Annotated in this window: 6 protein-coding genes; 2 read left to right on the forward strand and 4 right to left on the reverse strand. The window is 69.6% G+C overall.

The genetic code is table 11. The annotated features are described in order from the left end of the window. Positions 1-908: type I pantothenate kinase (gene coaA / locus VFZ39_RS11265; protein WP_330865847.1), on the forward strand; the 908-nt coding region annotated here is incomplete at its 5' end. Between the two features lie 155 nt (positions 909-1,063). On the opposite strand, the gene VFZ39_RS11270 is transcribed toward coaA, so the two are convergent. Genes VFZ39_RS11270 through rplM form a run of 4 tightly spaced genes read right to left on the reverse strand, consistent with a single transcriptional unit; the run spans position 1,064 to position 4,658 of the window. Then, positions 1,064-2,263 carry a low temperature requirement protein A gene (locus VFZ39_RS11270; RefSeq protein ID WP_330865848.1) on the reverse strand — a complete coding sequence of 400 codons (1,200 nt, stop codon included), beginning with the start codon at positions 2,261-2,263 and terminating at the stop codon, positions 1,064-1,066. Positions 2,264-2,291: 28 nt separating this feature from the next. After that, positions 2,292-3,641, reverse strand: a complete 1,350-nt coding sequence (gene glmM, locus VFZ39_RS11275) for a phosphoglucosamine mutase (RefSeq protein WP_330865849.1) — start codon at positions 3,639-3,641, stop codon at positions 2,292-2,294. Positions 3,642-3,669: 28 nt separating this feature from the next. After that, a complete protein-coding gene (gene rpsI / locus VFZ39_RS11280; protein WP_330865850.1) occupies positions 3,670-4,179 on the reverse strand; it encodes a 30S ribosomal protein S9 in 510 nt (169 codons plus the stop codon). Between the two features lie 35 nt (positions 4,180-4,214). Beyond that, the gene (gene rplM / locus VFZ39_RS11285; protein WP_330865851.1) at positions 4,215-4,658 is read right to left on the reverse strand and encodes a 50S ribosomal protein L13; all 444 of its coding nucleotides are present in this window, start codon (positions 4,656-4,658) and stop codon (positions 4,215-4,217) included. Between the two features lie 273 nt (positions 4,659-4,931). On the opposite strand from rplM, the gene VFZ39_RS11290 reads away from it, so the two are divergent. Further along, positions 4,932-5,567 (forward strand): citrate/2-methylcitrate synthase (locus VFZ39_RS11290; protein WP_330865852.1); only part of this gene is annotated, 636 nt, incomplete at its 3' end.

Below are 5,567 nucleotides of genomic sequence, written 5' to 3' on the forward strand. Positions count from 1 at the left end.
GCAGCGCCTGGTCGGCCCTCGGCGCCGCCACCGAGCAGCCGCTCACGCCGGCGGAGATCGACCGGCTGCGCAGCCTCGGCGACGAGCTCGACATCGACGAGGTGCAGCAGATCTACCTGCCGCTGTCGCGGCTGCTCAGCCTGTACGTCGCAGCAGCCGGCCGGCACCACCGAGAGCAGGAGGAGTTCCTCCACCAGCCGCAGCCGCAACGCACGCCGTTCGTCATCGGGCTCGCAGGGTCGGTCGCGGTCGGCAAGTCCACGACCGCCCGGGTGCTCCAGCAGCTGCTGTCGCACCTGCCCGAGCATCCTCAGGTCGCGCTCGTCACCACCGACGGGTTCCTCTACCCCAACGCCGAGCTCGAGCGGCGCGGCCTGCTTCAGCGCAAGGGGTTCCCGGAGTCCTACGACCGCCGGGCGCTGCTGCGGTTCGTGGTGGACATCAAGTCCGGCAAGGACGAGGTCGCGGCGCCGACGTACTCCCACCTCGTCTACGACGTCGTCCCCGACGAGCAGGTGGTGATCACGAGTCCCGACATCGTGATCATCGAGGGCCTCAACGTGCTCCAGCCGGCACGGGTCCGCGAGGACGGCCGCGCGGGCCTGACGTTGAGCGACTTCTTCGACTTCTCCGTGTTCGTCGACGCCCGCACCGAGCACATCCGGAAGTGGTACGTCGAGCGCTTCAAGCGGCTCCGCGAGACGGCCTTCCGCAACCCGGAGTCCTACTTCGCCAAGTACGCCGGACTGAGCGAGGACGAGGCGGACGCCACTGCGTCCCGGCTCTGGGACACGATCAACGGCCCCAACCTCACCCAGAATGTGCTCCCCACCCGCTCCCGCGCGACGTTGGTGCTCCGCAAGGACCTCGACCACTCGGTGCGGTACGTCCGGCTCCGGAAGCTCTGAGGCGACCGGTTCGCTCAACTCGTCGGGGTCGGGTCCGTGACGTCGGACGGCGGGGACGGAGGCTCAGGCTCGACCCCGGCGGCGATTTGGTCACAAACGGCGTTCGTGCCCGGCGTGTCGTTGCCGTTTGTGTCCAAACGGCGACCCCCGACGGCTCAGGCGTCGTCAAGTCCCGCGGCCTCCGACGACCGCGAGGCGACGACGTGCTGGGCGACCGCGAGCGCCAGGACCAGGCCGATCAGCAGCACGACCACGCCGATCGCGAGTCCGAGCGTGAGGCCCAGCGCGGCCACGACGAGCACCGCAGCCGCCGTCACGAACGCGGGGAGGGCCAACCGGGTGTCGTGGTCACCGAGCCAGTGCAGGACCCCGAGCACGACGGTGTAGAGACCGACCGGCACCGCCACGCTCCAGACCGCCACGGTCTCGGTGGCGTGTGCGTGATGGGTGGTCACGTCCACTGCCACCGCGAGGCCCGCGCCGGTGGCGGCGACGGTCGCGAACCCGACGGCGTGGGCGTATGCGGCGCGCCAGACGGTGCGCCGCGCGGCGAACAGCGGCGCGTGGTCGCGCTTGAAGTACATCCACCACATCGAGAAGACCAGCAGGATGCCACCGACCACCAGAGGCACGAGGTCCCGGCCGTGCTCGTCGCCAAGGGCCCCCTGCACGGCCACGACCGCGGCCAGCACCACCTCGCCCAGCACGATGATCGTGAAGAGGCCGTAGCGCTCTGCGATGTGCTCGGGGTGGTACGGCGTGCGGCCCGCCCGCTCGGCGACGTAGGGCACCGCGACCTCGAGCAGCGCGAGGAGGAGGAACGTGCTCAGCAGCACCGTCCGGCCGTCCTCGATCGCCAGCCGGGCGAGCCACAACGCCTGCACGGCCGCGATCCCGATCGCATAGGTCATGGCGGTACGGCGGCCTTCCGGATGCCCGTGCGCGGCCCGCAGCCACAGCGACACCATCGCGAGCCGCATCACGCTGTAGCCCGCCACCACGAGCGCCGACTGGCCGTCCGCGAAGAGGTCGGGCACCCCGGCCGCCAGCAGCAGCGAGCCCGCCATGATCACCAGTGAGAGGACCCGGAAGATCACGTCGCCGGAGTCGTAGGCGGAGGTGAACCACGTGTACCCGACCCACGCCCACCAGACCGCGAAGAACACCAGGCAGAAGTAGACGATCGCCTCGAGGTGGCCCTCGGCGAGCCCGTGGTGGAGGGACCCGGCGGCCGACGCGATCGCGACCACGAAGACCAGGTCGAAGAACAGCTCCAGTGGCGTCGCGGCGCGGTGCGGCTCCTCGGTGTCGCGCGGGCCCATCGGGACCGACCACGGGACGGGGCTGATGGCCATGAGGGTCAGGTTGGCACAGCCGCGCGGGTCAGAGTGCGAGCTGTCGACGTACGACGCCGGCCAGCCGTTCCGCCACGTCACGGGCCTGCGCCACGTTCGGCGCCTCGACCATGACCCGCACGATCGGCTCGGTCCCAGAAGGCCGCAGCAGCACCCGGCCGGTGCCGGCCAGGCTCGCTTCCTCCTCGGCGATGGCGGCGGCCACCACCGCGTCGTCGTCGGCCCGCGCCTTGTCGACCCCGTCGACGTTGACCAGCACCTGGGGCAGCCGCGTCATGACCGACGCGAGCTCCTGCAACGACTGACCGGTGGTCGCCATCCGCTCCAGCACTGCCAGAGCGGTGAGAATGCCGTCACCGGTGGTCGCGTGGTCGCTCATGATCACGTGGCCGGACTGCTCTCCTCCGAGGGAGTACCCGGAGACCTTCATCGCCTCCAGCACGTACCGGTCCCCGACCTTGGTCTGCCGCACGCCGATCCCGGCCGCGTGCATCGCCTGCACGAAGCCGAGGTTGCTCATGACGGTGGCGACGACCGTGTTCTTCGCGAGCCGGTCCCGGTCGCGCAGCGCGAGGGCCAAGACGGCGAGCAGCTGGTCGCCGTCGACGACGTTGCCCTCGCGGTCGACCGCGAGGCAACGGTCGGCGTCACCGTCGAGGGCGAAGCCGACGTCGGCGCCGTCCTGGATGACGGCCTTCTGCAGCGACTCGAGGTGCGTCGAGCCGCAGTTGTCGTTGATGTTGAGGCCGTCGGGCATCGCGTGGATCGCGCTGACGTCGGCGCCGGCGCCCACCAAGGCGCGCGGCCCGGCATCGGACGCCGCACCCTCGGCGCAGTCGAGGACGACCTTGATCCCGACCAGGGGGTGGTCGATCGACATGATCAGGTGGTCGACGTAGTCGTCCAGCGCCTCGGCGTACTGCCTGACCCGGCCGACCCCGCCCCCCACGGGCCGCTGCCAGGCCTCGTGCAGCCGCCGCTCGATGGCGTGCTCGGCCGCGTCGTCGAGCTTCTGACCACCACGGGCGAGGAACTTGATGCCGTTGTCGGGCATCGGGTTGTGGGACGCCGAGAGCATCACGCCGAGGTCGGCGCCGAGCTTGTGCGTGAGGTAGGCAACGCCCGGGGTCGGCAGCACCCCCAGGAGCAGCACGTCGACGCCGGCCGACGCGAGCCCCGCGACCACCGCGGCCTCGAGGAACTCACCGGAGATCCGGGTGTCCCGGCCGACGACCGCGACCGGTCGATGGCCCTCGAACTCCCCGCGGTCGGCGAGCACGTGGGCGGCGGCAACGGAAAGGTCCAGGGCCAGCTCAGCGGTGAGATCACCGTTGGCCAGGCCCCGGACCCCGTCCGTGCCGAAGTAGCGCTTGGTCATGCCGCCTCGATCTCGTGGCGACGTCGGATCAGCGCTTGCTGAACTGCGGTGCCTTACGGGCCTTCTTGAGACCTGCCTTCTTGCGCTCGATCACGCGGGCGTCACGGGTCAGCAGACCGGCCTTCTTCAAGATGGCGCGGTTGGCGTCGAGGTCGACCGCGTTGAGCGCGCGGGCGACGCCGAGGCGCAGCGCACCGGCCTGGCCGGTGATGCCGCCGCCGTGGATGCGGGCGATCACGTCGAAGCGGCCCTCGAGGCGGGTCGCCGCGAACGGCTCGTTGACGACCTGCTGGTGCAGCTTGTTGGGGAAGTAGGAGTCGAGGGTGCGGCCGTTGACGGTCCAGTTGCCGGTGCCCGGAACGATCCGGACCCGGGCCACGGCCTGCTTGCGGCGGCCGGTCGCGGACGCGGGGGCGATCGCGGAGGCGACCGGCGCGTCGGCGGCCGGGGCGCTCTCCGAGCTGTAGGCGACGCCCTGCTCGTCGGTCTCGTAGGTCTCCTCGACCTCGGTGCTGTTCTCAGTCACGTTGTCAGTCACGTTCTCAGTCATTGGGTGGCCTCAGTCCTGGTCGATCACTGGGAGATCTGCGAGATCTCGTACGGCGTGGCCTGCTGGGCCTGGTGCGGGTGGTTGGGGCCGGAGTAGACCTTGAGCTTCTTGATCATCTGGCGGCCCAGCTTGTTCTTGGGGAGCATGCCCCAGACGGCCTTCTCGACGACCTTGCGGGCGTCCTTCTCGAGGATCTGCCCGACCGGGGTGGCGGTGAGGCCGCCCGGGTAGCCGGAGTGGCGGTAGGAGAGCTTCTTGGTGGCCTTGTCGCCGCTGAGGGCGATCTTCTCGGCGTTGACGATGATGACGAAGTCGCCGGTGTCCATGTGCGGGGCGAAGATCGGCTTGTGCTTGCCGCGCAGCAGGTTCGCGGTCTGCACGGCGAGTCGGCCCAGGACCACGTCGGTCGCGTCGATGACGTGCCAGGCGCGCTGGATGTCGCCCGGCTTGGGGCTGTAGGTGCGCACGTGAGTGCCCTTCTCGTTCGTTGATCCGGCCGGCGGTCGCCGGTCGGCGGTGTTGCTGCGGCTTCTGACGAACACGGCCCGGCTCAGACTTCAGTCCGGGACTGCACCCCGACCCACGTGAGAGGTCTGGGCGCGGCAGGAGTCGCGACCGCTCAGGTTACCGGCGTGTCGTCGTACGGGTCAAAACGTGAGCGCGGCCGCGGCGCCTGAGCAGCCCGCGTGCGTACGAGACTCAGATTCGCCCCGCATCCTGGGCAGGGTTAGGTTGTTCTGGTGACTGAATCCCTCACCGTCCGCGACAACCGCACCGGACAGGAGTACGAGGTCCCGATCACCGACGGCACCATCAAGGCCGCGGACCTCGGCCAGATCAAGTCAGGCGACGACGCTTCCGGGTTGGCGGTCTACGACCCCGGCTTCGTGAACACGGCGTCGTGCCGAAGCGCCGTCACCTTCATCGACGGCGACCAGGGCATCCTGGAGTACCGCGGCTATCCCATCGAGCAGCTGGCGGAGAAGTCGTCGTTCCTCGAGGTGGCCTACCTGCTGATCCACGGGACGCTGCCGACCAAGGCCGAGTACGACGCGTGGGTGCACGAGATCACCTACCACACGTTCGTCCACGAGAACGTGAAGTCCTTCATGGAGGGGTTCCGGTACGACGCCCACCCGATGGGCATGCTGATGGCCTCGGTCGGTGCGCTCTCGACGTTCTACCCCGACGCCCGCAACATCGGTGACGCCGAGAACCGCCACATGCAGATCGTGCGGATGATCGCGAAGATGCCGACGCTGGGCGCCTGGTCGTTCCGCCACGCGCAGGGCAAGCCGTTCATCTACCCCGACAACGACCTCTCCTACACCGCCAACTTCCTCTCGATGCTCTTCAAGATGAGCGAGCGCAAGTTC

The organism is Nocardioides sp. (genome assembly GCF_036374615.1).
Taxonomy (GTDB): domain Bacteria; phylum Actinomycetota; class Actinomycetes; order Propionibacteriales; family Nocardioidaceae; genus Nocardioides.

Bases quoted from the DNA above. Each gene is read 5' to 3' on its own strand.
- VFZ39_RS11270 (WP_330865848.1), bottom strand. From the start codon at position 2,263: ATGGCCATCAGCCCCGTCCCGTGGTCGGTCCCGATGGGCCCGCGCGAC.
- glmM (WP_330865849.1), bottom strand. From the start codon at position 3,641: ATGACCAAGCGCTACTTCGGCACGGACGGGGTCCGGGGCCTGGCCAAC.